The organism is Azospirillum humicireducens, assembly GCF_001639105.2.
Classification (GTDB): Bacteria; Pseudomonadota; Alphaproteobacteria; order Azospirillales; family Azospirillaceae; genus Azospirillum; species Azospirillum humicireducens.
In genome coordinates, this window is the sequence record NZ_CP015285.1 from 1,027,778 (window position 1) to 1,049,365 (window position 21,588).

The following is a 21,588-nucleotide window of genomic DNA, read 5'->3' on the forward strand; positions in this document are numbered from 1 at the left end:
AGGGGGCAACAGCAACTCAGTACTTCCGCACCAGACCGACCAGCTTGCCCTGCACGCGGACGCGGTCGGCGCCGAAGATGCGGGTTTCATAGGCGGCATTGGCGGGCTCCAGGGCGATGGTGTTGCCCTTGCGGCGCAGGCGCTTCAGCGTCACCTCGCCCTCGTCCACCAGCGCCACGACGATGGTGCCGTTCTCCGCCGCGTCGCAGCGCTGGATGATGATGGTGTCATGGTCGAGGATGCCGGCCTCCACCATCGAGTCGCCGGACACCTCCAGGGCGTAGTGGTCGCCGCCGCCGAGCATGGAGGCGGGGACGTCCACGAAGGCGCTGTTGTCGCGCAGCGCCTCGATCGGCGTACCTGCGGCGATGCGGCCATAGAGCGGAAGCTGCACCGTCTCGTTCCCCGCGGTCCTGGCCGGAGCTTGCGGAGCCGCATCGCGGCCGGCGAAGGCGAAGTCGCCCTTGATGACGTTGGGCTGGAACTTCGGCTTGGGCGCGGTGCGGGAGCGGGCGGCATCCAGTCCCTCGGGCAGGCGCAGAACCTCCAGCGCGCGGGCGCGGTGGGGCAGGCGGCGGATGAAGCCGCGTTCCTCGAGACCGGTGATGAGGCGGTGGATGCCCGACTTGGACTTCAGCCCCAGGGCGTCCTTCATCTCGTCGAACGACGGCGAGACGCCACCCTGGCCAAGCCGTTCGTGGATGAAGAGCAGCAATTCGTGCTGCTTGCGCGTGAGCATGGATGCCTCCCGGCCGTCGCCAGACTGAAGATGGAACAAAAACTAAACGTTGCTCCATGTTCTAGTTTGGTTCCTGCCACGCGTCAAGTCCCCCATCGCCTTGTTTTAGAACTTGAACGGAACATTTGAAACAGCGTGAAACGGTTTTCGGGATGCTGTTCAATTGTTCCATCCGCCGTCCGGGGGTTGTCTCCCAAGACTATATGCTGAGCGCTCCATCGGTCAGGGGAAGCACGGCCACCATGGCGCCGGCCGGTTCCGGGTCGGCATGGGCTGTGCGTGGGATCAGGCAGTCGGCCTTGGCGTAGAGCGAGGTGATGGCGCTGTCCTGCCGGGCGAAGGGCGTGACGGCCAGGACACCGTCCGGGCCGGCGGCGAGCGTGGCGCGCAGATACTCCTCGCGCCGGTCGTTGGCCTTCAACCCGACGGTCAGGCGGGCGCGCAGCGGCAGGCCGTCGTCTTCGGGCGACAACCCCTGCAGCAGGCGTAGGATCGGGCGCAGGAACAGGACGGCGGTGACGCCGGTGGACACCGGATTGCCGGGCAGGCCCAGCAGAGGCACCGACCCGGCCCGGCCGAACATCAGCGCCTTTCCCGGCCGCATCGCCACCGTCTGCACCTCCAGCGCCACCCCACGCTCGGCCAGCACGTCGCGCACGAGGTCGTAGTCGCCATGGGCGGCGCCGCCGGTGGTGACCAGCAGGTCGCAGCCGGCGGCGCCCTTCGCCAAAGCGGCGACACTCTCCGGCGTGTCCTTGGCGACGCCCAGATTGTGGGCCAGCCCACCCTGTGCGGTCACAAGCGCGCAGAGGCCGAGCGCGTTGGTGCTGACGATCTGGCTCGGCCCCAGCGGGTCGCCGGGCAGGGCGATCTCGTCGCCGGTGGCAAGAATGGCGATGCGCGGCCGGCGGTGGACCGACAGCCAGGGCACGTTGCCGCCAGCGGCCAGCGCGATGTCGCGGGCGGTCAGGCGGCGGCCTTTCGGCAGAAGCTCCTGCCCATGGACAAAGTCGAAGCCGGCCTCGCGGACAAAGCGGCCGGCAACCACGGCGCGGCCGACCTGGACGCTGGATTCGTCGGCGCTGCAATCCTCCTGCATCACCACGGCGTCGGCGCCATCGGGCATCGGCGCGCCGGTGAAGATGCGCACCGCCTCGCCGGGGCCGACGCTGCCGCCGAACGCATGGCCGGCGGAGGATTCGCCGATGCGGCGCAGGGGGACGGGAGAGTTGGCGGCCGCGGCGGCGATGTCGTCGGCGCGCACGGCCCAGCCATCCATCGCGGCGGCATGGAAGGGCGGCTGGGTCAGCCGGGCGACCACCGGTTCGGCCAGCACGCGGCCGAGCGCGTCGGGCAGGGCCACCGTCTCCGCCGGCAGGGGAGCGAAGGCCGACAGGATGCGGGCGCGCGCCTCTGCGACGGAGATCACGGCGTCAGGCTCCGGTTGTGGGAGCGGTTGCGGCAGACCCCCACTCGCCGCTCTTGCCGCCGGCCTTGTGCAGAAGGCGGACATCGGTGACGGTCATGCCGCGGTCCACCGCCTTGCACATGTCGTAAACGGTCAGCGCGGCGATCGTGACCGCGGTCAGCGCCTCCATCTCCACCCCCGTCTGTCCCTTCAGCTTGCAGGTGGCTGTCACGTCCACCGCGTTGCGCGCCGGATCGCAGGACAGGTCGACCTTGACCGAGGTCAGCATCAGCGGATGGCAGAGCGGGATCAGGTCCGGCGTGCGCTTGGCCCCCATGATGCCGGCCAGCCGGGCGACCGACAGCACGTCGCCCTTCTTCACCCCGCCTTGCATGATGAGCGCCAGGGTTTCCGGCTGCATCAGCACGGTGGCGGCGGCGGTGGCCGTGCGTTCGGTGTCCGCCTTGTCGGAGACGTCCACCATCACCGCCTTGCCCTCGGCGTCGAAATGGGTGAAGCCGCTCATGCGACGGTCTCCCGCAGGGATTTTTCCATGAAGACGCTGACGCCGTTGTTTTCGTAGCAGGCGTAGGGGCCGCGGTCGGTGAAGCCGGCCTTGCGGTAGAGCGCCAGCGCCTCGTGCTGGTGGATGCCGGATTCCAGCAGCAGGGCGGCCAACCCCTCCGCCCGCGCCTGTTCCTCCAGCCGGGCGAGCAGGCGGTCGCCGATGCGATGGCCGCGGGCGGCGGGATCGACATACATCCGCTTGATCTCGCCATAGCCCGAGGGATCGACGCGGAGCGCGGCGCAGCCGACAGGAACGCCATCCTTGCGGGCGACGAAGAAGCGCAGGTCAGGCGCCTCCCGCTCCCCTATGTCGAGCAGGTGGCAGGTATCGGCCGGATAGAGGTCGAGCAGATAACGGTCCAGTGCGGCGACCAGCGCGATCACGGCGTCCTGGCGCGGGCTTTCCGCCGCGATGGTGACGTCGGTCATCGGTTTAGACCGGAGCCAGCAGGGCGCGGGTCGCGGCGGTCACGTCGGCCTGCCGCATCAGCGATTCTCCGACAAGGAAGCAGCGCGCCCCGACCTTCGCCATCCGGGCCAGATCTGCGGGGGTGTAGAGCCCGCTTTCGGCGACCAGCATGCGGTCGGCCGGCACATTGGCCGCCAGCTCCTCCGTCGTCGCGATATCGACGGCCAGAGTCTTGAGGTTGCGGTTGTTGACGCCCAGCAGCGGAGTCTTCAGCAGCAGCGCGCGGTCGAGTTCGGCGCGGTCATGCACCTCCACCAGCACGTCGAGGCCCTGGGATATCGCGGCGTCCTCGATCTCCGCCGCCTGGGCATCGGACAGGGAGGCCATGATGATGAGGATGCAGTCGGCACCCAGCGCGCGGGCCTCGACGATCTGATAGGGATCGACCATGAAGTCCTTGCGCAGCACCGGCAGATCGACAGCGGCGCGGGCGGCGACCAGATACTCGTCCTTGCCCTGGAAATAGGGCTCGTCGGTCAGAACCGACAGGCAGGTCGCCCCGCCGTCGCGGTAGGCGCGGGCGAGCGCCGGCGGATCGAAGTCGGCGCGGATCAGGCCCTTGGACGGGCTCGCCTTCTTGATCTCGGCGATCAGGCCATAGCGCCCGGCCTCGACCGCGGCGCCGAGCGCCCGGATGAAGCCGCGCGGCGGGTTGGTCTCGTTGGCGGCCCTGGCGGCGGCCTCGACCTCCGACAATGGGCGGGCGGCCTTGCGGGAGGCGACCAGCGCGCGCTTGTCGTCGTTGATGCGGGTCAGAACGTCGCTCATCAGGCCACCGCCTCGTTGGTGATGGCGACCAGCCGGCGCAGGCGGTCGCGGGCGCCGCCGCTGTCGATGGCGTCGGCGGCCATCGCCACGCCCTCCTTCAGCGTCGCGGCCTTGCCGGCCACCAGCAGGGCGGCGGCGGCGTTCAGCAGCACGATGTCGCGGTAGGGGCTGCGCACCCCGTCGAACAGGGCGTGGATCGCCTCGGCATTGACCTGGGCGTCGCCGCCCTTGAGGTCCTCGATCCTGGCGCGGGGCAGGCCGGCATCCTCCGGTGTCACCTCGAACACCGTCACCTCGCCGTCCTTCAGCTGGGCGACGGTGGTGGGGCCGGTGGTGGTGATCTCGTCCAACCCGTCGGAGCCATGGACGACCCAGGCCGTTTCTGAGCCCAGCCGCTTGAGCACATGAGCCAGCGGCTCCACCCACTGCTTGGAGAATACGCCGAGAACCTGCCGCCTGGCGGTCGCCGGGTTGGCGAGCGGACCCAGCAGGTTGAAGACGGTGCGGGTGCCGAGCTCGACGCGGGTGGGGCCGACGTTGCGCATGGCAAGGTGGTGGCGCGGCGCCATCAGGAAGGCGATGCCGGCATCCCACAGCGCCTTGCGCACCAGCGCGAAGTCGCAGTCGAGATTGACGCCCAGCGAGCCCAGCACGTCGGCGGCACCGGACTTCGACGAGATGGCGCGGTTGCCGTGCTTGGCGACCGGCACGCCGCAGGACGACACCACCAGCGCCGCGGCGGTGGAGATGTTGTAGGTGCCGACGCCGTCGCCGCCGGTGCCGCAGGTGTCGATGGTGCCGGGAGGTGCCTCGACCGGGATCGCCTTTGCGCGCATGACGCGGGCGGCGCCGGCGATCTCGTCCACAGTCTCGCCACGGACGCGCAGAGCCATCAGGAAGCCGCCCATCTGCGACGGGGTGGCGTTGCCGGACATGATGATGTCGAAGGCGAAGCCGGCCTCGGCCTCGGTCAGGGCGGCGCCGGTGGCGACCTTGCCCAGGATGGCCTTCATATCGCCGAGATCGCCGCTCATGCCGCGGTCTCCAGGCCCGCGCGTTCCGGGCGGGGGCGGGTCAAATCCAGGAAGTTCTGCAGGATCTTGTGGCCGTGCTCGCTCTCGATGCTCTCGGGATGGAACTGCACGCCGTGGATCGGCAGCTCGCGGTGGGCCAGCGCCATGATGAGGCCGTCGGCGGTCTCGCCGGTCACTTCCAGGCAGGCGGGCAGCGTCTCGCGCTCGACGATCAGCGAGTGGTAGCGGGTGGCGCGGAACGGGCTGGGAAGTCCGGCCAGAACGCCGCGACCCTCGTGCCGGATGTTGTCGACCTTGCCATGCATGGGGACCGGCGCGCGGATCACCCGGCCGCCGAAGGCCTGGCCGATGGACTGGTGGCCGAGGCAGACGCCCATCAGCGGCAGGCGGGCCTTGGCGGCGGCGTCGATCAGCGGAAGACAGATGCCGGCGCGGTCGGGGTCGCAGGGGCCGGGCGACAGCACGATGCCGTCGGGCCGCAGCGCCATCGCCTCCTCGACCGTCAGGGCGTCGTTGCGGCGGACCTGCACGTCGGCGCCAAGCTCGCCCAGATAATGGACGAGGTTGTAGGTAAAGCTGTCGTAGTTGTCGATGAGCAGCAGCATGCGCCTTCCGCCTTCCACCTTTGCCCGGCCACCTTCGCCCGGGTCGTCCGAGCCGTTCCGGCCCTGTTCCAACGACCGACACCCTAGCCGCTGAGTGGGCGGATTTCCAGCCTCCGCGCAGAACTCCGGGGCATCAACGGCAGTCGAGCTGCGGCAGTGTCTTCGGCTCGTCCAGGACGGCGCCGCGGATGTCGGTTTCCAGCGTCAGGGTGCAGCGGCGGATGTGGCGCGGCAGGTCGGCGGCCAGCGTCGCCTGGGTGTTGCGGTAGCGGCAGAGCAGGAAGACGGTCTCGCGCCGCGAGCCGGAGAACTCCCAGACCTGGACGATGCTGCGCCCGCGCCGCACCTCGCGGTCGGGGGCGAGCGTGGCGGGGGCGGCGGAGGTCATCTGACTGGCGCGGTCGCCCTCGACGATGGAGATGCCGGCGAAGCTGTGGCTGTCGCGGCCGGGGTAGGGCGACCAGCCGCCGGGGGCATCGGGCTGCGCCTGGACAGTGAGGCTGGCCGGGCAGTCCAGCCCCTGGGCGGCCGGCGCCGGAGTCGCGGCGGCGGTCGGAAGCAGGGCGGCGATGACAAAGATGGGACGCATCTGGCGGACTCTTCGGGTGGACTCTTGCAAATGGGCTCGGCCGGGCAGGACAGGCAGCGCCGCAGCGGCGTCCTGCGCCGATTGGGCGATTGCGGTCGCGGCGGCAGGGTGCCACTGTGCGGCGCCCCGGTCGCAGGATGGACATCGTCACCATGGCCCGCAAGGCGCCTTTGAAAGCCCGCAAGTCTCCGCTTCCCCCCGTCCTGTCCAACCCCTTCGTCCTGGCGCTGTTGGCCGTCGCCGCGGTGTTCGCCGTGGCGATGGGGGTGGCGACGCTGACCGGCGGACTGTCCGGCGGCGAGGCGGTCAAGCCGGCGCCGGTGCAGCAGGCGGCCCAGCAGACTGTCCAGCCGCCTCCGGTGCCGATGACGAAGGCGGAGCCGCCTGCCGCACCCCCGCGCTCTGCGGCTCAGCCCGAAGCCGAAGCTCCCGGCCAGACGGCGGCGGAGAAGCCGGCGCAGGCCGACTCCCGTCCGGCGGCGACGACCGTGGCGATGCTGCCGCCGCCCGCTCCGCCCAGCCAACCGCCGCAGGTGCAGGCTCCGCCCGGCAACGCCGCGCTGTGGCGCAAGAACGCGCTGCCGGCCGAGGTGCCGCAGGGCAGGCCGATGATCGCCATCGTCATCGACGACATGGGGCTGGACCGCAAGCGCTCGACCAGGATGGCGGGCCTGCGTGGGCCGCTGACGCTGTCCTGGCTGCCCTACGCCCGCGACCTCCAGGTCCAGGCCAGGGCGGCGCGGGCCAATGGGCACGAGCTGATGCTGCACATGCCGATGGAACCCAGCGTGATGGCCGATCCCGGCCCGAACGCGCTGCTGGTCTCGCTCGACCGGGGGGAGATCGTGAAGCGGGCCCGTGCGGCGCTGGACAGCTTCGACGGCTATGTCGGGGTCAACAACCATATGGGAAGCCGCTTCACCGCCGACCGTGCCGCGCTGGCGCCCGTGCTGGCCGAGCTGCATCGCCGCGGCCTGCTGTGGCTGGACAGCCGGACGACGCCCAACAGCGCCGGAATCGGGCTGGCGCGGGAGATGAAGATGCCCTGGGTCGGCCGCGACATCTTCCTCGACAACCAGGAGACGGTCGCCGCGGTCAAGGCGCAGTTGGCGAAGACGGAACAGGTGGCGAAGCGGCAGGGCTACGCCGTCGCCATCGGCCACCCGCATGATGCGACAATCGATGCCCTGGCGTCCTGGCTACCGGAGGTGCAAAAGCGTGGCTTCGTACTTGTCCCGGTCAGCGCGGTGGTGCGGACGCACCATGCCGGCGGCTGACCCGACCGTGAGGGGAGCCCTGTGACGATGGCCGATGCTTACAAGGTGGATGGAATGACCTGCGGCGGCTGCGCCCGCTCGGTATCCAACGCGATCATCAAGGCGGCGCCCGACGCGGCCGTGACCGTGGACCTCGCGACCGGCACCGTGCTGGTGGATGGAGGCATCGCGGCCGAGGTGGTCCGGCAGGCGGTGGAGGCCGCAGGCTTCGACTTCGGCGGCGTGGCAGCCTGACACCGCCGCGGTTCGCCGCGCTTGGTGCGGCGCAACAAAACCTTTTTCAGAATGTGGATATTGCGGGATACTCGGTACGACGCGATTCGTGCCGGGAGGTTCCGATGCCGCTTTACTCGTACCGTTGCAAAGCCTGCGACCATGGGTTCGAGAGCCTTGTGCGCTCTGGAGAAACGCCGGTCTGCCCCTCTTGCGGCAGCGCCGATCTGACCCGTCAGCTGTCGAACGTGGCGCCGGAGGGCAAGTCCGGCGCCGTCGTCCAGTCGGCCCGCCGGATGGCGGCGAAGGAGGGGCATTTCAGCAACTATTCGCGGGCGGAACGGCCGAAGGGGTGAGGGTGGGGGCGTAACGGCCCCCTCCCTAACCCTCCCCCACTTTCAGTGGGAGAGGGAACTGCCGCCGCCATGCAAACTCTCCCCTCTCCCGCTGAAAGCGGGGGAGGGAGGGACCCGCGGCAAAGCCGTGGGAGGGAGGGGTCACCATCCCCCTACCGCCGCAGATCCCTGTCCAGATTCGGCTCCACCCGGTCGCCACCAAGGCGGCTGCGGTAGACCTGGACGGCCTCCAGCACGCGCTGGACATAGTTGCGGGTCTCGGAGATCGGGATCAGCTCGATCCAGTCGACCACGTCCACCGTTTCGGTCCGCGGATCGCCATAGGTCTGCAGCCACTGGCGCACCCGGTTCGGCCCGGCATTGTAGCCGGCGACGGCCAGCACCCAGGAGCCGTTGAAGCGGTCGATCAGCTCCGACAGATAGGCCGAGCCCAGCGTGACGTTGTAGCCTGGATCCGAGGTCAGCCGGGCGTTGGTGTGCTTGAGCCCCAGCTTGCCCGCCACCAGCTGCGCCGTGGCCGGCATCAGCTGCATCAGGCCGCGGGCGCCGGCCGACGAGACGATGGTGGGGTTGAAGGTGCTCTCCTGCCGGATGATGCCGTGGATCAGCGCCAGATCCGGCGCCGCCGGCCGGGCGTCGATCATCGGGTAGCCGGCCTCGACCAGGAACACCTCGTTCTGCGCCGCGTCCTTGGCCGCGGCGACGGCGAGGTCGCGGCGGCCGACCTCGCTCGCCAGCCGGGCGGCGAGAACATAGTCGGCGGGGGTCTTGGCATCCAGGCTGACGCGGCGGACGAAGCTGCCCAGCCGGTCGTCGGTGCTGCCGCCGATCTCCGCCAGCAGGCGGGCGACGCGCACCACCTCGCGCCGGTTGAAGGCGGCGCTGTCGGCGCTGGACACCGACGGCGGCGTCGGCAGGGTGACGGCACCGTTGGAGACATGGCGGAAGGCCAGCTGGCCGTAGAAGGTGGTGGGGTAGGTCGCGGCCTTGGCATACCAGTCGCGGGCGGGCTCCGTCTGTCCCAGCGCCTCCGCCGCCCGTCCGCACCAGTAGGCGCCGCGCGCCTTGCTGATCGGGGCCGAGACGGAGCGGTAGAGCTTGTGGAAATGGGCGAAGGCCTCCGACGGCTTGTCGAGGAAGCGCAGAGCCAGGAAGCCCGACAGGAACTCGGCGTCGGCGAAGGCGCTGCCCTCGGTCATGCCGTGGGTGCTGACCAGACGGTAGGCGAGGTTGAAGTCGCCGCGTTCCATCGCCCGGCGGGCCAGCAGATGACGCTCCGGCCACCAGGCCTGCGGACGGCCGAGGTCGGTGCCGGCGCGGGCCATGATCTCCAGCGCGCCGGCATCGTCGCCCTTCCGGCGCAGATAGCGGGCGCGGTCGAACATCAGGCCGGGATCGTCCCGCAGTGCAGGGGCAACGCGCGACAGCGCCGCGTCGGCGTTCGGGCTGTCGCCGTCCAGCGCGATGCGTGCCTCGATCAGCGTGTCATAGGCCTCGTCGAAGAAGGGCAGCATCCGGCGGACCGGCGCCTCCTGCTTGGCCCACAGCAGCCGGTCGATGCGCGCCTTGTGGTCCTGCGGGCGCAGATAGGGCGTGTAATGGGCAAGGAAGGTCGCCTCCTCGTCCGGGGTGAAGGTGGCGTCGGTCCATTGCTTGCGGATCAGCGCGGTCGCGCGCTCCACGCTGCCGGTGGCGATCAGCGCATCGGCATGGCGGACGAAGCCGTCGTTGGTCTGCGGCGGGCTCTGGCGGAACCACTCCACCACCTCGGCCGGCGGGATATCGGGCATCGCCAGCTCGGCCTGACGGCGCAGCGCCGCCATGTTGGGCCAGTCCGGATTGTCGCGGATGAAGGCGGTGATTTCGGCGAAGCTGCCGCCGCCGGGAGTGGCGAGCGCCATCCAGCGCAAAACCTTCGCCGGTAACGGGTCCTGCGCACGCGTCGCCGTTGCCAGCGCCTCGGCAAGCCGGTCGTTGTCGGCGAGCTTGAAAGCCTCGCGATAGATGGCGATGTCCTGTGCGCTCAGCGCCGCGGCGGGCAGGGCGCCGGGAACCGCGGCGATAAGGGTGAGGAGACCCGCGAAAACAGCGGTCCGGGCGCTCTTGCCGAGGGCGGCGGGGAGGGATAATGTGCGCAACTCTTTTTTCCAGCTAAGCCGACTGAGGAGGCAGCCATGTTCCACGGTTCCATCGTCGCCCTTCTGACTCCGTTCAAGGGCGGGAAAGTGGACGAGAAGGCCTTCCAGTCCTTCGTGGAGTGGCAGGTCGCCCAGGGCACGCATGGTCTGGTGCCCTGCGGCACCACCGGCGAGTCGCCGACCCTGTCCCACGATGAACACAACCGCGTCGTGGAGTTGTGCATCGAGGCCGCCGGCGGCAAGGTCCCGGTGATGGCCGGGAGCGGTTCCAATTCGACCGACGAGGCGATCGCGCTGACCCGCCATGCCAGGCAGGCCGGCGCGCAGGCGGCGCTCGTGGTCACGCCCTACTACAACAAGCCGTCTCAAGAGGGTCTGTACCAGCATTTCAAGGCGATCCATGACGCGGCGGATTTGCCGATCTTCATTTACAACATTCCCGGCCGCAGTGTCGTGGATATGTCTGTGGCGACGATGGCCCGGCTGGCGAAGCTGCCCAACATCGTCGGCGTGAAGGATGCCACCGCCGACCTGTCCCGCCCGTCCCGCCTGCTGCAGGAGGTCGGCCGCGACTTCATCCAGCTGTCGGGCGAGGACGCCACCGCGCTGGCCTTCAACGCGCAGGGCGGCGTGGGCTGCATCTCCGTCACCGCGAACATCGCGCCGGCGCTGTGCTCCGCCATGCAGAACGCTTGGGCCAAGGGCGATCTGAAGGAGGCCTTCCGCCTGCGCGACGTGCTGTCGCCGCTGCACGACTCGATGTTCGTCGAGACCAGCCCGGCTCCGGTGAAGTTCGCCGCCAGCCTGCTGGGTCTCGCCACCGACGAAGTGCGCCTGCCGCTGGTTCCGGCCTCCGACAACGCCCGCGCCGCCGTGCGTGGAGCCATGACCAAAGCCGGCCTGTTGTCGTAACCGACAGCAAGGGCCGTAGAGGAGAGAGACTTGGCGACGCGCGAGGAAGCTAAAAAATACGCGGCGCAGAACCGCCGCGCGCGATTCGACTTCTTCATCGACGATGTTCTCGAAGCCGGGATCATGCTGACCGGGTCGGAGGTGAAGTCGCTTCGCGGCGGCCGCGCCAGCGTGAACGAGGCCTATGCCGGCCTGAAGGGCGGGGAACTGTTTCTGTTCAACGCCTACATCCCCGAATATCTCCAGGCCGGCCGCGTCGATCAGCATGAGCCCAAGCGCCCGCGCAAGCTGCTGGTCCGCCGCCGCGAGTTGGACAAGCTCGCGGCCGGCATCAAGCAGAAGGGCGTGACGCTCGTGCCGATGTCGGTCTATTTCAACGAACGCGGCTTCGCCAAGGTCGAGATCGGTCTCGCCACCGGCAAGAAGAAGCACGACAAGCGCGAGAGCGAGAAGGAACGCAGCTGGCAGCGCGACAAGGCGCGGCTGATGCGCGACAAGGGCTGATCCAGGTGGCACGTCTCGACAACCGGGCCACGGACCGCGACTCCACCGTCGCCGCCGTGGCCGCCGAAGCCCTGTCCGACATCCGGCCACAGGGCCGGATTCTTGTTGCCTTCGACAGCGACGGCGCCATCGCCGACGCGCTTCGCGACGGCGGGGCGGAGGTGGTGGTGTGGAACCGGCTCGCTGTCGGCGGGCAGGTTGCCACGCCCTGGCCGGCAGAGGGGCCGTTCGACGGCGCCGTGCTGCGCCTGCCGCGCGGCTGGGCCGGATTCGAGATGGCGCTGCATGCGCTGGCCTCGCGCCTTGCCCCCGGTGCGCCTCTGTGGATCGCCGGCGGCAACGACGAGGGCGTGACCAGCGCGCCCAAGCATCTCGACGGGCTGGCCGGAGAGCCGGAAACGCTGATCATCAAGCGGCGTGCCCGCTTGCTGCTGACCCGGCGCACCGATGCGCCGGCCAAGGGCGCGCTGGAGGATTGGCGGCAGACCGTTCCCCTGACACTGCCGGACCGGACGCTGGAACTGGTGTCCTATCCCGGCCTGTTCGCCCACGGACATCTGGATGTCGGCACCGAGTGCCTGCTGAAGGTGCTGCCGGAGGTGGCGGCCGGCACCCGTGTGCTGGACTTCGGCTGCGGTGCCGGGGTGATCGCGCGGGCGGTGCGGGAACGCCAGCCCGATGCACCGCTGACCCTGCTGGACATCGATGCGGTGGCTTTGCACGCCGCCCGCCAGAATGTGCCCGATGCCGAACTGGTGCTGAGCGACGGGCTGGCGGGGCTGGGCACCCGCGAGCGCTTCGGCCTGATCCTGTCCAACCCCCCGCTTCATCGTGGCAAGGATGAGGATTTCGGCATGCTCGACGCGCTGGTGGCCGGAACGAAGCAGTATCTGAAGCTGCGCGGCACGCTGGTGGCGGTGACCCAGCGGACGGCCGGCGTCGGCAAGCTGTTCAAGACGGCCTTCGGGCACAGCGACATGCTGCTGGAGACCACGCAGTTCCAGGTCTGGGCGGGGACGCCGAAGTAGGGGGGAGTGCCGGTGCCCCCTCCCTAACCCTCCCCCGCTCTCGGCCGGCCGAAGGCCGGTCCGATCGCGGGAGAGGGAACTCCGCCGCCCGCCCAAATACCCTCCTCCCAGCAAGCGTTCTACCCCCTCTCCCGCGAAGCGGGGGAGGGATGGGGAGGGGGCAATCCGTCACTGAGACTGCCTCACACATTCACCCCCCGCATCCCCTCCGCCGTATAGCGGTCGCCCGCTGCGGCACCCGGCGGCAGTGCGTCGCTCAGCGCCTTCACCTCCGCCTCGGTCAGCGTCACCGCGGCGGCGCCGACATTCTCCTCCAGATATTTGATCCGTTTGGTCCCCGGAATCGGCAGGATCTCCGGTCCTTGCGCCAGCAGCCACGCCAGCGCCACCTGTCCCGGCGTGCAGCCCTTCTGCGCCGCCAGCGCCTTCACCTGCTCGACCAGGGCCAGATTGCGGTCGAAATTCCCGCCGGCGAAGCGCGGTGCCACGCGGCGGAAGTCGTTCTCGGCGAACTGGTCGGGGCTGCTGACCGCGCCGGTCAGCATGCCGCGGCCGAGCGGGGCGTAGGCGACCAGCGAAATCCCCAGCTCCCGGCAGGCCGGCAGCACCGCATCCTCTACGTCGCGGGTCCATAGCGAGTATTCGCTCTGCACGGCGGCGATGGGGTGGACGGCATGCGCGCGTCGCAGGGTCGTGGCCGAGACCTCCGACAGGCCGAGCGCCCGGACCTTGCCGGCCTTCACCAGATCGGCCATGGCGCCGACCGTCTCCTCCACCGGGGTGTCCGGGTTGACGCGGTGGGCGTAGTAGAGATCGATGGTCTCCACCCCCAGCCGCTTCAGCGAGGCGTCGCAGGCCTGCGCCACATAGGCCGGGCTGGTGTCGATGCGGCGGGCGTACTCGCCGGGCTGGCGGACGATGCCGAACTTGGTCGCGATCACCAGCCGGTCGCGCTTGCCGGCCAGGAAGCGGGCGAGCAGCGATTCGTTATGGCCGCTGCCGTACATGTCGGCGGTGTCGTAATGGGTGACGCCAAGTTCGAACGCCCGCTCCAGCGTGGTGAGCGACTGGGAATCGTCGGTCGGTCCGTAGAACTCCGACATGCCCATGCAGCCGAGACCGATCTCGGAAACCGAGAGAATGCTGCCGATGTTGCGTTGTTTCATCGCTTTACCCCTCCCGTGCCGCGGCCGGGCGGATTACCCTGGGAGCCTGCGGCAGAAAATACACTACACGGTGCAGTGTACTTGGCGGCGGGGGAATGTCAATGTCTCGGGAGGGTGATGCTGTGCGCGGTTCGGCGAAGCGGGATGCGGTGGTGGAGGCGGCGACCCGCGCCTTCCTGACCCACGGGTACGAGGCGTCATCGATGGACGCCATCGCCGCCGACGCGAATGTGTCGAAGCGCACCGTCTACAATCACTTCCCCGGCAAGCGGGAGCTGTTCCAGGCCGTGGTTGCCGGCCTGTACAAGGGGTTCAACAGCGACGGCGACCAGACGCTTCGCCACGATCAGCCGCCGGAACAGGCGCTGCCCGCCTTCCTGCGGTCGCTGCTGGTCCATATGCGCCGGCCGGAGGTGCGCGGGCTGCTGCGCCTCGTCATCGCCGAGCATCAACGCTTTCCCGAATTGTCGCAGGACTATCTGGAAGGCGGGAAGGGGCAGGCCTATGCGCTGCTCGACGACTATATCGCCGCCCAGCATGCGCGAGGCCGGCTGAACGCCCCCGATCCGCATGTGGCGGCGACCCAGCTGTTGGGCGGCATGAAGGAGGTGCTGTTCTGGCCGACCATGCTTGGCCTGCCGGTCGCCGCCGATCCGGAGCGGGTGATCGCCGAGTCGGTGGCAGCGTTGGTGCGGGCCTATGGCTCCGCACCGGTCAACGGTCGCGAAGGTCCGATGGGTTGACGCCGACGGCGGCGCGGATGCGCCGGGCGAAGTGGGACCGGTTGGCGTAGCCGCAGGCTTCCGCCGCCTCCTGCACGCTCAGCCCCTCGCGTTCCAGGAGATCGCGGGCATGGGAGACACGCTCCTCCACCAGGATGCTGCGGACCGAGCAGCCTTCCTCCGACAGCCGGCGGCGCAGCGTGCCGGTGCTGAGGTTGAGCGCACCGGCGACGCTGTCCGCCGTCCAGGCGGTATCCGGCCGGGTGCGCAGCAGTTGGCGGACCGCGTCGGCGGTGCCGGTCGGCGCGACCGGACCCAGCCACCAGACGCCGTCCTCCAGCAGGGCCAGAAGCACCTCCATGCAACGATGCTCGGCCAGCTTCGGCGGCAGCGGCGGGTCTGCGGTCAAGCCGGCGGCGGCGTGGTGGATGGCGTCGGTCAGGGCCGGCGTCAGGGCGACATGCCAGTCGCCCGGCCGGGTGCGCTGGGTCAGCCCCTCCGTGCCGTGGGCGCGCAGAAGCCGCCGAACCATCTCCGCGGGGAACTCCAGCACCAGGGCGCGGTAGCGGCCGGCGGAACCGGGATCGTTCACCACCGACCCGCACCAGCCCGGCGGCAGCAGCATGGCCGTGCCGGCGGGAAAGCTGCGGGTGGTGCCGGCGGCGTCGGTCAGCTCCTTGACGCCCTCCAACACGGCGATCAGGGCGGTGCGCTCGATCCGCACCTCCGCCAGCCGCTCGCAGTCATGGGCGATGAAGGCCCACAGCTCCGGCCGGTGCGGACGGTCGCCCGCTCCCGGACGCTGGTCGCGGGCGGCGAAGCGGGACAGGCGGGCAAGGAGGTCTGGACCCATGGCATCATCCTATGGCGACGGCCAGCGGTCGATCAACGGCCGTAGCGGGCGGTCAGCGTCGCCTTCGCCAGAGTGGCGGCATTCAGGTTGAAGCCGACCATTGCGGCGGACGCATCCGCCGGCAGGGACAGGCTGTCGATCTTCAGCGCGTGAACGGTGACGATATAGCGGTGCGGCGTGTCGCCCTGCGGCGGGCAGGGACCGCCATATCCTGCGGTGCCGTAATCGGTGCGGCCCTGGACCGCGCCGGCAGGCAGCAGCGGCTTGGCCGGATCGCCGGCCCCGGCGGGCAGGCCGCGGCTGTCGGCCGGCAGGTTGTACAGCACCCAGTGCCACCATCCGCTGCCGGTCGGCGCGTCGGGATCGTAGATGGTGACGGCGAGGCTGCGCGTGCCGGCCGGCGGTGCCGTCCAGCTCAGGGCCGGCGACTGGTTGGCGCCGCTGCAGCCGAAGCCGGAGAAGACGTTGCGTTCTGGGATCGGCGATTTTTCGCTGAAGTCGGAACTGTGCAGTTCGAACGCCGCGGCGGGGGAGGCGGCCAGCAGCAGAGCGCCCATCAGGGCCGGGCGGAAGAAGGCGGTCAGGGTCATCGGGAGCGTCTCCGTTGGGTTGGATGCCTCCGACGATAAAGGGCCGCTGATCGCTCTGCGGCCCCGTACGGCTCAAAGATGGCTCCGAACCGCTCAGCCCCGCTGGAGCAGAGTCGCGGCGTCCACCGCGCCATAGGTCAGGATGGCATCGCAGCCGGCCCGCTTGAACCCCATCAGCGTTTCCAGCAGCGTCTTGTCGTAGTTCAGCCAGCCGTTGGCCGACGCGGCGCGCAGCATCGCGTATTCACCCGACACATGATAGGCGAAGGTCGGAACCGCGAACTGGTCCTTAACCCGGCGGATGATATCGAGATAGGGCAGGCCGGGCTTCACCATCACCATGTCCGCCCCTTCCTGCAGGTCGCAGGCGACCTCGCGCAGGGCCTCGTCGCTGTTGGCCGGGTTCATCTGATAGGTGGTCTTGTCGCCCTTCAGGAAGCCGCCGGAGTTCACCGCGTCGCGGAACGGGCCATAGAAGGCGGAGGCGTATTTGGCGGCATAGGAGCAGACGCGGGTCAGCTGATAACCGTCCTTGTCGAGCGCGTCGCGGATGGCGCCGATGCGGCCGTCCATCATGTCCGACGGGGCGACGATATCGCAGCCGGCCTCCGCCTGCGACAGGGCCTGACGGACCAGAACCTCGACGGTCTCGTCGTTCTGGATGTAGCCGTCGCGCATGAGGCCGTCATGGCCGTGGATGGTGTAGGGATCGAGCGCCACGTCGCCGAGAATGCCGACCTCCGGGGCGGCCGCCTTCACCGCCCGGATGGCTCGGTTCATCAGGTTTTCGGGGTTGTAGGACTCCGCCGCGTCCTCCGACTTGGCGTCGGAGCCGACGACCGGGAACAGGGCGATGCAGGGAATGCCGAGCGAAGCGGCGGACGCCACCGCCTCGCACAGCAGGTCGATGGTCAGGCGCTCCACGCCAGGCATCGAGGCGACCGGCTCCCGACGGTTCTCGCCCTCGATCACGAAGACCGGCCAGATCAGGTCGTCGACGGTCAGCGTATTCTCGGCGACCAGACGGCGGGTCCAGGCGTCGGCGCGGTTGCGGCGCAGACGTGTGCGCGGGAAGGCGGCGGGGAGGGAGATCGGCATCGCAGGGACCATGCACTTAGAACGAGTGCGGCGATCCTACGCCTTCCCTCATCGTGAACTCAAGCCGTGGGGGCGGTCGCGGTCCTTTGGGAGGAGCCGCCTGCCTTGCGCGGGCTTCATGCCCTGTCCCGGTCCTGTCCCCGTGAAGGACGGTCGGCCGCTTCCAAGGCGGCGGCGACCGGATCGCCGCTTGCCGGACGGAAGCCGGTGTCCTGCGCCTGCAGGGCCCAGCGGTTCCCCTGCTTGCGGTAGGTGGAGACCAGCCCGCCGGTGAAGGCCGCACCCTCCCATGACCGCACCTCGAAGGTGACGGTCGGCTGGTCGACGATGATCAGGTTATAGGCGTTGGTCTCGTTCCGCAGGCGGGTGGAGGTCGCGGTTGAGGCCTGGGCGACCAGGATCGAGCGCGCGATCTGGGTGTGGAAGCTCATGATGTCGCCGGAATAGGCCTTGTGCAGATGGCCCGCCAGCAGCAGGTCGATGCCGCAGCTTTCCAACGCCGGCAAGGCCAGCTTGTGGCGCCCGACCAGCTGGGTCTTCGGCAGATCCGGCGGCGGCAGGAAGGGATGGTGGGTGAACAGCACCTTGAACATGGTGTCGGGCATGCCGCAGAAAACCTCGCGTACACGGGCGATCTGCCGCTTGTTCATCCGTCCTTCGGAGAAATCCATGATGACCGGACGGGCGGTGTTGATGCCCAGCACAGCAATCTCGTCATCGATGTGCAGCGGGCTGAAATCGCTGGTGATGTAGCGCCGGTAATGGCCGAACGGGTCGGTGAACCGCTTGAACACGTTATAAACCGGAATATCATGATTTCCCGGTACAGCTATGTAAGGAACGGGTAATTTCTGCAGGAAGGCTCGTGCTTCCTCGAAGTGGCGCGCCTTGGCCCGCTGCACGAAGTCGCCGGAAATGACGATCAGGTCAGGCGCCTGTGCCGTCAGGTCGGCCAGCAGCCCATCGACCACTCGGGGGTCGATCCGCCCGAAATGCAGATCGGAGATGTGAGCGAGCCGTTTCACGCCATCTTCATCCTTTCTCTCAGCCGGGTGCCAGAACCTTCAGGGCGCCTGGACGAATCCGGTACTGAAGCGGCGCATGCAGCTTCCGGATTTCGCCATCGTTGACCATCTTCAGGCGATGGCGGCGGCTGTGGACCGTCAGGCTGGTGACCGCATAGGTGTCGAGCGCCTCATCCTGCTTCCAGGAACCGGCGACCAGCCGTCCCATCAACCGGAGCATCGCAAAGGCGTTCCGTTCGCGGGCGACATAGACCCCAAGTTTTCCGCCATCCAGGGCCTGTCTGCTGAGGACGAGGCCGAAGCCGTCGTCGTAGACATTGTTGGAGACGACCAGGATCGGCGTGCGCATCCGCTTCGGACCCTCGCCCCAATCCAGACGGACATCCAGCATCGGCAGCCGGTACAGGGTCTTCGCCAGGGCCAGGGCGGCACCCGGCCATTTCAGCAGACGGTGGAGCTTGCGCTGACGTTCACGTTCCTGCACCACCTGGGGGTAGAAGCCGAGGATGGAGCTGTTGGTATAGGGCTCGCCATTCACCTCGGCGACATCGATGGCGCGGACACGGCCGGACGCCAGGGCTTCCGCCGCAGCCTCCAGTTCAAGTGGGATATGAAGATCCCGTGCCAACAGGTTGAGTGTGCCCAGGGGAATCACCCCCAGCGTCTTGCCGGTGGGCAGCGCCAGCTTCACCGCGCTGTGCAGTGTGCCGTCACCGCCGCCGACCACCACCGTCTCGGCGTCGGATTCCAGCACCCGCTGGATGGTCTCGGTGCATTGGGCGCCGTCAACGGTGTGCAGATCGACCTCGGCGCCATGCCGCTCGAAGGCGGTGCGGATCGCCTGTCTGGCCCCGTCCAAAGGGCGGTCGACCAGGGAACCGGCCTGCTGGTTCAGGATGACACCGACCTTCATGGCTGACCGGCCGGGTTGGGAAGCGGCATGGCATCGAACCTTCTATGGACTGCGTCTCGTGGCTGTGCTGATCAGATGAGAGCGTGAGCGCAACGGTCCAAGGGGGGCGAAGTTCCTTGATCGGAAATACGGTGGCGCTTGCGGCGGCGCCAGCGAACATCCGGTGCCGTATGGCCGGTTTGACAGGGGCGCAGGCTCCCGTATCATCTGCGGTGGCCGCTGGCTTCGCCCGATGTATCTGGGGATGCATCGGGGTTGGACGAAGCGGGTGGTCCGCCACCGCCCGACCTTCAACAATAATCGAGAAAATACAAAAAGATGAGCGACGCTGCTGAGATTCTGTTCGAACGTCGGGGCGCCATCGGCCTCGTCACGCTCAACCGGCCGAAGGCGCTGAACGCCCTGACGCTGGGCATGATCAGGCTGCTGGATCCGCAGCTGCGGGCCTGGAACGCGGACCCGGAGATCAAGGCCGTCGTGATCCGCGGTGCGGGCGAAAAGGCCTTCTGCGCCGGCGGCGACGTCGTCAGCCTCTATGAGGCGGGGAAGTCGGCGAAGGAGGGCCATGGCGACATGGCGTCGGTCCGCGCCTTCTTCAGCGAGGAATATGTGCTGAACCGGCTGATCAAGCGGCTGTCCAAGCCCTATGTCGCGCTGGTCGACGGCATTTCCATGGGCGGCGGCGTCGGTCTGTCGGTTCATGGCAGCCACCGCATCGTCACCGAACGGACCCTGTTCGCCATGCCGGAAACGGGCATCGGCCTCTATCCCGATGTCGGAGGCACCTATTTCCTGCCCCGGCTGCCGGGGCAGGTCGGCACCTGGCTGGGCCTGACCGGCGACCGGCTGAAGGCCGCCGACATGCTGGCCATCGGTGCCGCCGACGCCTTCGTGCCGAGCGGGAAGATCGACGCACTGGTCGATGATCTGGCGGCCGGCATCCCGGCGGACAAGGCGCTGGCGACCCATCGCGGCGAGGCCGGCGAGGCGTCGGTGACCGCGATTCGCGCCGCGGTCGACCGCTGCTATGGCTTCGACAGCGTCGAGGCGATCATCAAGGCATTGGAGACCGAGGGGACGGAGTGGGCGGCCGGACAGGCCGCCACCCTGCGCCGCGTCTCGCCGACCAGCCTGAAGGTGACGCTGGCGGCCCTGCGCCGCGGGGCCAAGCTGGATTTCGAGGCCTGCATGGTGCAGGAACTCCGCCTCAGCCTCGCCTGCCTTGCCGGGGACGATTTCTACGAAGGCATCCGTGCCGTGCTGGTCGACAAGGACAAGAACCCGAAATGGAAGCCGGCCGATCTGGCCGATGTCGGACCTTCCGACGTGGAGCGTCATTTCGCCGAGCCTGCAGGCGGGGATCTGGTGTTCCGTGACTGACCTTAAAGGGTGAAGGACGCGGCCCCGGCGCGGTCTCCGGGGCCACTCCGTTCCGGCTATGCCGGAGCCTCCGCCCGGTCGAAAACAGTCGGATGGGAGCACCCGGCGAAAGTGGCCTGTACAGACGGGTTGTGCCGGACTTTTTCCGGAATTATTAGGATGATTGCCGACGAATGATCGGTTAATCTCGCCTTAAGGTCCCGGTATCGTCCTTGCGCGGGGAACGGCCGGTTAGAGCCAAAGGAGACCGCGGTGCGCAAACCCTATTATGAGAGCATTCTGTTGATCGAGCGGCTTCACCGCCACTTTCTCGAAGTGCTCAAGACCGAACTCGACCGGCTTGGGATCCAGGACATCAACAACGTCCAGAGCCTGATCCTCTATAATATCGGTGAAGACGAGATGACGGTCGGCGAACTGACCGCGCGCGGCTATTACCTGGGCTCCAACGTCTCCTACAACGTCAAGAAGATGGTCGAGAACGGCTATCTCGGACAGGAACGCTCTCCGCACGACCGCCGGTCCGTCCGCGTCCGCCTGTCGGAGAAGGGCTTGGACCTGCGGGAGAAGATCAGCGTCATGTTCGAGCGTCATCTGGCCGCCCTGGAAAAGGCCGGTTTCAGCGACGAAGAACTGACCAAGGCGAATGAGACTCTGCGGAAGCTGGAACGCTTCTGGTCGGCCTCGCTCGACTATAGTGGCTTTCCGATGACCTCAGCGGCCTGAGAAAAGCCGGATTTGCGACGGCCCCCGCGGTTCCGGCTCCCGCGGGCGGCATCCAGGCACGTTTCCCCGACCATCACGCCCCTGTCTGGCGTGGACGGTTTCCGCCGGCAACAAGCGGAACGGGGCAGGAAAGCCAAGCTGAACGAGCCGGCACCTTCGCTGCCTTTCCACCATTCCATTTATCTCGCTGAATACTTCCGCGTCATTCTGCATCGACGGGAAGTGGACCTGCGCATGCCAGGAAGATGTCCGGACGACAGACCGCGTCGGGGGCATTTCTGAGGCAGGCAGCGCTGATCGTGCTTCTCTCGATTCTCGTCCACGGTGCGACGGTGACGCCGATCATGCGGCGGTTCGACCGCCGCAGGCTGGAGCTGGCCCCGTCGCCGGCCGGCGCCATACACCCCCGAATGGAAAAAGCGGGCGTTTCGTCCGACCCTCGATGAAAATTGTTTGGAAGACTGAAAATCTGCTTCGCTTACAAGGTGATGCCCCTGCATAGTGGTTG

24 protein-coding genes are annotated in these 21,588 nt (G+C 68.4%); 9 read left to right on the forward strand and 15 right to left on the reverse strand.

What is annotated here, in order from left to right:
- Positions 1 to 16: 16 nt before the first annotated feature.
- From lexA to A6A40_RS04680, 8 genes are all read right to left on the reverse strand, one after another.
- Complete coding sequence (gene lexA, locus A6A40_RS04645) at positions 17 to 739, reverse strand: transcriptional repressor LexA (RefSeq protein WP_063634348.1); 723 nt, start codon at positions 737 to 739, stop codon at positions 17 to 19.
- Positions 740 to 938: 199 nt separating this feature from the next.
- Positions 939 to 2,168, reverse strand: coding sequence for a molybdopterin molybdotransferase MoeA (locus tag A6A40_RS04650; RefSeq protein ID WP_063634349.1), 1,230 nt, complete (start codon positions 2,166 to 2,168; stop codon positions 939 to 941).
- Between the two features lie 4 nt (positions 2,169 to 2,172).
- On the reverse strand, positions 2,173 to 2,673 hold the full coding sequence (gene moaC / locus A6A40_RS04655; protein ID WP_063634350.1) for a cyclic pyranopterin monophosphate synthase MoaC: 501 nt from the start codon (positions 2,671 to 2,673) through the stop codon (positions 2,173 to 2,175).
- The gene (locus tag A6A40_RS04660) at positions 2,670 to 3,143 is read right to left on the reverse strand and encodes a GNAT family N-acetyltransferase (protein WP_063634351.1); all 474 of its coding nucleotides are present in this window, start codon (positions 3,141 to 3,143) and stop codon (positions 2,670 to 2,672) included. Before A6A40_RS04660 ends, moaC begins: the two co-directional genes overlap by 4 nt.
- A 4-nt stretch (positions 3,144 to 3,147) precedes the next feature.
- Positions 3,148 to 3,951 (reverse strand): indole-3-glycerol phosphate synthase TrpC, encoded by an 804-nt coding sequence (trpC, locus tag A6A40_RS04665; RefSeq protein ID WP_063634352.1) that lies wholly within the window; start codon positions 3,949 to 3,951, stop codon positions 3,148 to 3,150.
- The gene (gene trpD / locus A6A40_RS04670; protein WP_063634353.1) at positions 3,951 to 4,985 is read right to left on the reverse strand and encodes an anthranilate phosphoribosyltransferase; all 1,035 of its coding nucleotides are present in this window, start codon (positions 4,983 to 4,985) and stop codon (positions 3,951 to 3,953) included. Before trpD ends, trpC begins: the two co-directional genes overlap by 1 nt.
- Complete coding sequence (locus tag A6A40_RS04675; RefSeq protein WP_063636120.1) at positions 4,982 to 5,590, reverse strand: anthranilate synthase component II; 609 nt, start codon at positions 5,588 to 5,590, stop codon at positions 4,982 to 4,984. Before A6A40_RS04675 ends, trpD begins: the two co-directional genes overlap by 4 nt.
- Before the next feature lie 133 nt (positions 5,591 to 5,723).
- Entirely contained in the window at positions 5,724 to 6,179 is a 456-nt protein-coding gene (locus A6A40_RS04680; RefSeq protein WP_063634354.1) for an STY0301 family protein, read from the reverse strand.
- A gap of 137 nt (positions 6,180 to 6,316) precedes the next feature.
- Here A6A40_RS04680 and A6A40_RS04685 point away from each other — a divergent pair, with 137 nt between their 5' ends.
- The 3 genes from A6A40_RS04685 to A6A40_RS04695 all read left to right on the forward strand — a co-directional run bounded on the left by A6A40_RS04685 (position 6,317) and on the right by A6A40_RS04695 (position 8,025).
- On the forward strand, positions 6,317 to 7,456 hold the full coding sequence (locus A6A40_RS04685) for a divergent polysaccharide deacetylase family protein (RefSeq protein WP_236783730.1): 1,140 nt from the start codon (positions 6,317 to 6,319) through the stop codon (positions 7,454 to 7,456).
- A 27-nt stretch (positions 7,457 to 7,483) separates the two neighbouring features.
- Positions 7,484 to 7,690, forward strand: a complete 207-nt coding sequence (locus tag A6A40_RS04690; RefSeq protein ID WP_063634355.1) for a heavy-metal-associated domain-containing protein — start codon at positions 7,484 to 7,486, stop codon at positions 7,688 to 7,690.
- 104 nt (positions 7,691 to 7,794) lie between these two features.
- Positions 7,795 to 8,025, forward strand: a complete 231-nt coding sequence (locus tag A6A40_RS04695; RefSeq protein WP_014247450.1) for an FmdB family zinc ribbon protein — start codon at positions 7,795 to 7,797, stop codon at positions 8,023 to 8,025.
- A 152-nt stretch (positions 8,026 to 8,177) separates the two neighbouring features.
- Here A6A40_RS04695 and A6A40_RS04700 read toward each other — a convergent pair whose 3' ends face one another.
- Positions 8,178 to 10,163 carry a lytic transglycosylase domain-containing protein gene (locus tag A6A40_RS04700; protein ID WP_063634356.1) on the reverse strand — a complete coding sequence of 662 codons (1,986 nt, stop codon included), beginning with the start codon at positions 10,161 to 10,163 and terminating at the stop codon, positions 8,178 to 8,180.
- 36 nt (positions 10,164 to 10,199) lie between these two features.
- Here A6A40_RS04700 and dapA point away from each other — a divergent pair, with 36 nt between their 5' ends.
- From dapA to A6A40_RS04715, 3 genes are read left to right on the forward strand one after another with little or no spacing between them, the layout of a single operon-like run.
- Entirely contained in the window at positions 10,200 to 11,075 is an 876-nt protein-coding gene (gene dapA / locus A6A40_RS04705; RefSeq protein WP_063634357.1) for a 4-hydroxy-tetrahydrodipicolinate synthase, read from the forward strand.
- Between the two features lie 30 nt (positions 11,076 to 11,105).
- Complete coding sequence (gene smpB / locus A6A40_RS04710; protein WP_063634358.1) at positions 11,106 to 11,579, forward strand: SsrA-binding protein SmpB; 474 nt, start codon at positions 11,106 to 11,108, stop codon at positions 11,577 to 11,579.
- Between the two features lie 5 nt (positions 11,580 to 11,584).
- The gene (locus A6A40_RS04715) at positions 11,585 to 12,607 is read left to right on the forward strand and encodes a methyltransferase (RefSeq protein WP_063634359.1); all 1,023 of its coding nucleotides are present in this window, start codon (positions 11,585 to 11,587) and stop codon (positions 12,605 to 12,607) included.
- Positions 12,608 to 12,789: 182 nt separating this feature from the next.
- On the opposite strand, the gene A6A40_RS04720 is transcribed toward A6A40_RS04715, so the two are convergent.
- Positions 12,790 to 13,773, reverse strand: coding sequence for an aldo/keto reductase (locus A6A40_RS04720; RefSeq protein ID WP_063634360.1), 984 nt, complete (start codon positions 13,771 to 13,773; stop codon positions 12,790 to 12,792).
- A gap of 122 nt (positions 13,774 to 13,895) precedes the next feature.
- Here A6A40_RS04720 and A6A40_RS04725 point away from each other — a divergent pair, with 122 nt between their 5' ends.
- Positions 13,896 to 14,516, forward strand: a complete 621-nt coding sequence (locus A6A40_RS04725) for a TetR/AcrR family transcriptional regulator (RefSeq protein ID WP_236783731.1) — start codon at positions 13,896 to 13,898, stop codon at positions 14,514 to 14,516.
- On the opposite strand, the gene A6A40_RS04730 is transcribed toward A6A40_RS04725, so the two are convergent.
- The 5 genes from A6A40_RS04730 to A6A40_RS04750 all read right to left on the reverse strand — a co-directional run bounded on the left by A6A40_RS04730 (position 14,488) and on the right by A6A40_RS04750 (position 18,974).
- Positions 14,488 to 15,348, reverse strand: a complete 861-nt coding sequence (locus A6A40_RS04730) for a helix-turn-helix transcriptional regulator (protein ID WP_063634362.1) — start codon at positions 15,346 to 15,348, stop codon at positions 14,488 to 14,490. The genes A6A40_RS04725 and A6A40_RS04730 overlap by 29 nt on opposite strands.
- A 32-nt stretch (positions 15,349 to 15,380) precedes the next feature.
- Positions 15,381 to 15,938 carry a YbhB/YbcL family Raf kinase inhibitor-like protein gene (locus A6A40_RS04735; protein ID WP_063634363.1) on the reverse strand — a complete coding sequence of 186 codons (558 nt, stop codon included), beginning with the start codon at positions 15,936 to 15,938 and terminating at the stop codon, positions 15,381 to 15,383.
- 93 nt (positions 15,939 to 16,031) lie between these two features.
- Positions 16,032 to 17,036: a porphobilinogen synthase gene (gene hemB / locus A6A40_RS04740; RefSeq protein WP_236783732.1), complete on the reverse strand. Its 1,005-nt coding sequence runs from the start codon at positions 17,034 to 17,036 to the stop codon at positions 16,032 to 16,034.
- Between the two features lie 116 nt (positions 17,037 to 17,152).
- Entirely contained in the window at positions 17,153 to 18,061 is a 909-nt protein-coding gene (locus A6A40_RS04745) for a metallophosphoesterase family protein (RefSeq protein ID WP_063634365.1), read from the reverse strand.
- A 19-nt stretch (positions 18,062 to 18,080) separates the two neighbouring features.
- Positions 18,081 to 18,974, reverse strand: coding sequence for a diacylglycerol/lipid kinase family protein (locus A6A40_RS04750; protein ID WP_063634366.1), 894 nt, complete (start codon positions 18,972 to 18,974; stop codon positions 18,081 to 18,083).
- Positions 18,975 to 19,292: 318 nt separating this feature from the next.
- Between A6A40_RS04750 and A6A40_RS04755 the strand changes: the two genes are divergently transcribed.
- Together A6A40_RS04755 and A6A40_RS04760 are read left to right on the forward strand one after the other, a co-directional pair.
- On the forward strand, positions 19,293 to 20,354 hold the full coding sequence (locus A6A40_RS04755) for an enoyl-CoA hydratase/isomerase family protein (RefSeq protein WP_063634367.1): 1,062 nt from the start codon (positions 19,293 to 19,295) through the stop codon (positions 20,352 to 20,354).
- A gap of 252 nt (positions 20,355 to 20,606) precedes the next feature.
- A complete protein-coding gene (locus tag A6A40_RS04760) occupies positions 20,607 to 21,080 on the forward strand; it encodes a MarR family winged helix-turn-helix transcriptional regulator (protein WP_012974024.1) in 474 nt (157 codons plus the stop codon).
- Positions 21,081 to 21,588 lie beyond the last annotated feature (508 nt).

Coding starts and splice junctions, on each gene's coding strand:
- lexA (WP_063634348.1), bottom strand. CDS start 739: ATGCTCACGCGCAAGCAGCACGAATTGCTGCTCTTCATCCACGAACGG.
- moaC (WP_063634350.1), bottom strand. CDS start 2,673: ATGAGCGGCTTCACCCATTTCGACGCCGAGGGCAAGGCGGTGATGGTG.
- A6A40_RS04660 (WP_063634351.1), bottom strand. CDS start 3,143: ATGACCGACGTCACCATCGCGGCGGAAAGCCCGCGCCAGGACGCCGTG.
- trpC (WP_063634352.1), bottom strand. CDS start 3,951: ATGAGCGACGTTCTGACCCGCATCAACGACGACAAGCGCGCGCTGGTC.
- trpD (WP_063634353.1), bottom strand. CDS start 4,985: ATGAGCGGCGATCTCGGCGATATGAAGGCCATCCTGGGCAAGGTCGCC.
- A6A40_RS04675 (WP_063636120.1), bottom strand. CDS start 5,590: ATGCTGCTGCTCATCGACAACTACGACAGCTTTACCTACAACCTCGTC.
- A6A40_RS04680 (WP_063634354.1), bottom strand. CDS start 6,179: ATGCGTCCCATCTTTGTCATCGCCGCCCTGCTTCCGACCGCCGCCGCG.
- A6A40_RS04685 (WP_236783730.1), top strand. CDS start 6,317: ATGGACATCGTCACCATGGCCCGCAAGGCGCCTTTGAAAGCCCGCAAG.
- A6A40_RS04690 (WP_063634355.1), top strand. CDS start 7,484: ATGGCCGATGCTTACAAGGTGGATGGAATGACCTGCGGCGGCTGCGCC.
- A6A40_RS04695 (WP_014247450.1), top strand. CDS start 7,795: ATGCCGCTTTACTCGTACCGTTGCAAAGCCTGCGACCATGGGTTCGAG.
- dapA (WP_063634357.1), top strand. CDS start 10,200: ATGTTCCACGGTTCCATCGTCGCCCTTCTGACTCCGTTCAAGGGCGGG.
- A6A40_RS04720 (WP_063634360.1), bottom strand. CDS start 13,773: ATGAAACAACGCAACATCGGCAGCATTCTCTCGGTTTCCGAGATCGGT.
- A6A40_RS04730 (WP_063634362.1), bottom strand. CDS start 15,348: ATGGGTCCAGACCTCCTTGCCCGCCTGTCCCGCTTCGCCGCCCGCGAC.
- A6A40_RS04735 (WP_063634363.1), bottom strand. CDS start 15,938: ATGACCCTGACCGCCTTCTTCCGCCCGGCCCTGATGGGCGCTCTGCTG.
- hemB (WP_236783732.1), bottom strand. CDS start 17,036: ATGCCGATCTCCCTCCCCGCCGCCTTCCCGCGCACACGTCTGCGCCGC.
- A6A40_RS04750 (WP_063634366.1), bottom strand. CDS start 18,974: ATGAAGGTCGGTGTCATCCTGAACCAGCAGGCCGGTTCCCTGGTCGAC.
- A6A40_RS04755 (WP_063634367.1), top strand. CDS start 19,293: ATGAGCGACGCTGCTGAGATTCTGTTCGAACGTCGGGGCGCCATCGGC.